General features: G+C 66.8%; 3 protein-coding genes. All 3 read right to left on the bottom strand.

The window, feature by feature from the left end; genetic code table 11:
- Window positions 1-203: 203 nt before the first annotated feature.
- Window positions 204-482 (bottom strand): HPr family phosphocarrier protein, encoded by a 279-nt coding sequence (locus RTN46_RS16660; RefSeq protein WP_312183075.1) that lies wholly within the window; start codon window positions 480-482, stop codon window positions 204-206.
- A 57-nt stretch (window positions 483-539) separates the two neighbouring features.
- Window positions 540-2,234 carry a phosphoenolpyruvate--protein phosphotransferase gene (gene ptsP, locus RTN46_RS16655; RefSeq protein WP_312183074.1) on the bottom strand — a complete coding sequence of 565 codons (1,695 nt, stop codon included), beginning with the start codon at window positions 2,232-2,234 and terminating at the stop codon, window positions 540-542.
- A 31-nt stretch (window positions 2,235-2,265) separates the two neighbouring features.
- On the bottom strand, window positions 2,266-3,572 hold a 1,307-nt coding region (locus RTN46_RS16650), incomplete at its 5' end, for a PTS fructose transporter subunit IIC (protein WP_312183073.1).

The raw sequence follows: 3,572 nt of genomic DNA, 5'->3' as shown, positions 1-3,572 counted from the left end.
CTGGCGGAAAGTTACCGAAATGTGAGTTGAATTTCACAAATTTTGTTCACAAGTTCATGACTCTGTGCCAGACTAATGAATATGTAACGTCCGCTGCCTGTGGGGGGTCAGCGTGAAGTTACTACCGAAGCCAGCGGCCCAAGGGCCGCTGGCTTCGTTGTTTTTGAGCGCACTGGACCGGCTCCCGGAGGGAGGCCCGCTGCCTACTCGGCGTCCAGATCCGTCTCCAGGAGCTTGGCCAGTTCGTCCAGGGCAGCATCGGCCCCTTCGCCTTCAGCCCGCAGGACGACGACGTCACCGTGGGAGGCTCCGAGGCTCATCAGCGAGAGCATGCTCGACGCGTCCATGGCGTCTTCTGCCGGGTCGCCCTTCATGGCGATTGTCACTTCCACCGGCTGCGCCGCGGCTGCCTCCGCGAACAGGGAAGCGGGACGGGCATGCAGCCCGACGCGGCTGGCAATAGTTGCAGAACGTTCGGGCATTGGAAGTTCCTTCCGGTTGAACTTAGGTGCTGGACCAGGGCGGATGCCGGACGACGGCTACAGCCCAAGTTGTTCGAGGATGGGGAGTTTACTCCTGACCTTCGTCCTGGCTTCGGACGCAGTTTGTGAGGCGAGGGCCACGGCGGCCAGCTCCTGTGCCCGGGCCAAGGTGACCGACGCCAGTACTACCCCGACCGTGGACAGCGCCCGCGGCGTCATGGAAAGGGTGTCCACACCCAGCCCCGTCAGGACGACGGCGAGTGCCGGATCGGCGGCAGCCTCCCCGCAAACTCCCACGCTGCGGGGCAGGTTATCCGCCGCACCCGCTTCTGCGGCGCCGTCGACGGTCATGCCGATGAGCTGGAGGACGGCGGGCTGCCAGGGGTCGTTGAGCGTGGCCAGTGTGCCGAGCTGCCGGTCGGCTGCCATGGCGTACTGCGTGAGGTCGTTGGTGCCCAGGGACGCGAACCTGACCTTGGACAGCACCGCCTGGGACTTGATCGCTGCGGCCGGAACCTCGATCATCACGCCTGCGGTAGCCAGCCCGGCAGCCGCGCACATTACGGCGAAGTCGCTGGCCTCGTCAGCGGTGGCGATCATTGGCGCCATGACCCACACATCGGCTTCGTGCGCCCCGGCGGCAGCCGCAATGGCCTCCAGCTGCCGGGTGAGAACGCCCGGCGAGGAACGGTCGGTGCGGAATCCACGCACTCCGAGGGCAGGGTTGGGTTCGGTGGCATCGGTGAGGAAAGGCAGGGGTTTGTCCGCACCGGCGTCAAGCGTCCGGATCACCACTTTCCGGCCCGGGAAGGCTGCGAACACGTCCCCATAGGCTGCCACCTGCTCCTCCACCGTGGGCTCCTTGTCACGCCCAAGGAAACAGAACTCGGTCCGCAGCAGCCCGACGCCCTCGGCGCCGGCTGACGCCGCCGCGGCAGCATCCCGGCCGGAGCCGACGTTGGCCAGCAGCGGCACCCGGTGCCCGTCCGACGTCGTGCCGGTTCCGTTGAAAGCGGGGAGAGACGTGCGTGACGCGTACTTCTGCGCAGCCTCCCGTTCAGCGATACCGGGGTTCACCACGACGCTGCCGCTCGCGCCGTCAAGGTAGATTTCCGCGCCATCGCCAATCGAATCGGCACTCGCCGCTCCAACGACCGCGGGCAGGCCCAGCGAGCGGGCCAGGATAGCGGTGTGGGACTGAGGGCCTCCGCCGCTGGTTACCAGGCCGATGACGAGGGCCGGATCCAGGGTCGCGGTGTCCGCCGGTGCCAGTTCCTCGGCCGTGAGGATGAACGGCACGTCCGACGCCGGAATTCCCGGGGCGGGCAGGCCGTCCAGCTGCGCAACAATGCGTCCCCGGACGTCCAGCACGTCCTGGGTCCGCTCAGCCATATACCCGCCCAGGCTCTGGAGCATAGCTGCTACCTCGAGCCCGGCTTCCCAGACGGCGCGGTCAGCGGACATGCCCTTGTTGATGTGCTTCCCGGCAGCTTTCAGCAGCATCGGATCGGTTGCCATCATTGCGGTGGCATCAAGAATGGCCTTGGCGTCCCCGGAGGCTGTGGCCGAGCGCCGCTTGAGGTCTTCCCGCACGCTCTCTGCAGCGTCCTTGAGGCGCGCATTCTCCTCGTCGACGGAACTGTCGGGGCCGAATTTAGAGTCGGCGTCCGGTTCCGGGACGGGCGGGGGCATCCGCCGCGACGGGCCGAGGACCCGGCCCGGGCTGACACCGATTCCCTTGATGGTGCGCATCTCTGTACCTCTCTGTGAATCGTCCGGGTCCCTACGCAATGACAGGCTCCTCCGTGGTCTTGGGGGCGGTGAGGCGTTTCAGCCCCACCAATACAAGTGCGGTGACGACCATCCCGGCGAGGATGGCCACGATGAACATCAGGACGTTGCCGATGGCGAAGAACACGAAGATGCCGCCGTGCGGTGCCTGCGAGGTGACGCCGAAAGCCATGCAGATGGCACCCGCGACGGCGCCGCCCAGCATAGTCGAAGGGATAACCCGCAGTGGATCCGAGGCGGCGAAGGGAATGGCGCCTTCGGAAATAAACGCCGCGCCCAGTAGCCAGGCAGCCTTGCCGTTCTCCCGCAGGGCCATAGTGAACTGGCTCTTGTCCAGGACCGTTGCGAGGGCCATGCCCAGCGGCGGCACCATTCCGGCGGCCATGACCGCGGCCATGATCTCCCAGGGAGCCTGGTTCTCTACTGAGGCTTCGCCCAGCCCGGCGACGGCGAACGCGTAGGCAACCTTGTTGATCGGCCCGCCGAGGTCCGCGCCCATCATGAGCCCGAGGATCACGCCCAGGCCGATGGCCGCCACACCGGTGAGCCCGGACAGCCAGTTATTCAGCCCCAGGGTCAGGGCGGCGATGGGTCCGCCCAGGACCAGCAGGAGTAGCCCGGAAGCTACCAGCGAGGCCAGCATCGGGATAATGACCACGGGCATTAGGCCGCGCAGCCAGCTTGGTACCTTCCAGTGGCCAATCCACATGGCCACGTAGCCCGCGAGCAGGCCGCCCGCGATGCCGCCAAGGAAGCCCGCGTCCATAAAAAGGGCGACGGCGCCGGCGGTGAAGCCGGGTGCGATGCCGGGCCGGTCCGCGAGGGCGTAGGCGATGTAGCCGGCCAGTGCAGGAACCAGGAAGTTCAGTGAGATGGTGCCGATCTTCCAGAAAACCGCTCCAAGGTAGGCCAGCAGCCCTTCGGGCGGGAGGTTGAAGAGACCGGAGCCGGCCAAGATGTTGTCGCCGTTGGCCACCCCGGCATCGTCTGAAAGTGCCAGTTCCCAGCCGCCGAGCAGGAAGCCAAGCGCGATCAGCAGGCCGCCGCCTGCGACGAAGGGAATCATGTAGCTGACGCCGGTGAGCAGGGCCCGCTTGAGCTGCCCGCCGAAGCTCTCTCCTCCGGAAGAAGGCCCGCGCTCCTCGCCGCCGCCGCCACCACCGGCGACCTTGCGCGAGTTCGGGTCCTTCGCTGCCGCGAGGGCCTCGTCGATCATGACGCCGGGCTCGTCGATTCCCCGCTTGACCGGGCCGCTGACCACCGGCTTGCCGGCGAACCTGCCCTTGTCACCGACATCGA

Origin of the sequence: Arthrobacter sp. (assembly GCF_031988865.1) — a bacterium.
Lineage (GTDB): Bacteria > Actinomycetota > Actinomycetes > Actinomycetales > Micrococcaceae > Arthrobacter_B.
The sequence above is the reverse complement of the archived record's forward strand: the minus strand, read 5'-3'. Positions and strand labels throughout refer to the sequence as shown.

What these genes read in the sequence shown, in the direction of transcription:
- RTN46_RS16660 (WP_312183075.1), bottom strand. Translation starts at nt 482, where the DNA reads ATGCCCGAACGTTCTGCAACTATTGCCAGCCGCGTCGGGCTGCATGCC.
- ptsP (WP_312183074.1), bottom strand. Translation starts at nt 2,234, where the DNA reads ATGCGCACCATCAAGGGAATCGGTGTCAGCCCGGGCCGGGTCCTCGGC.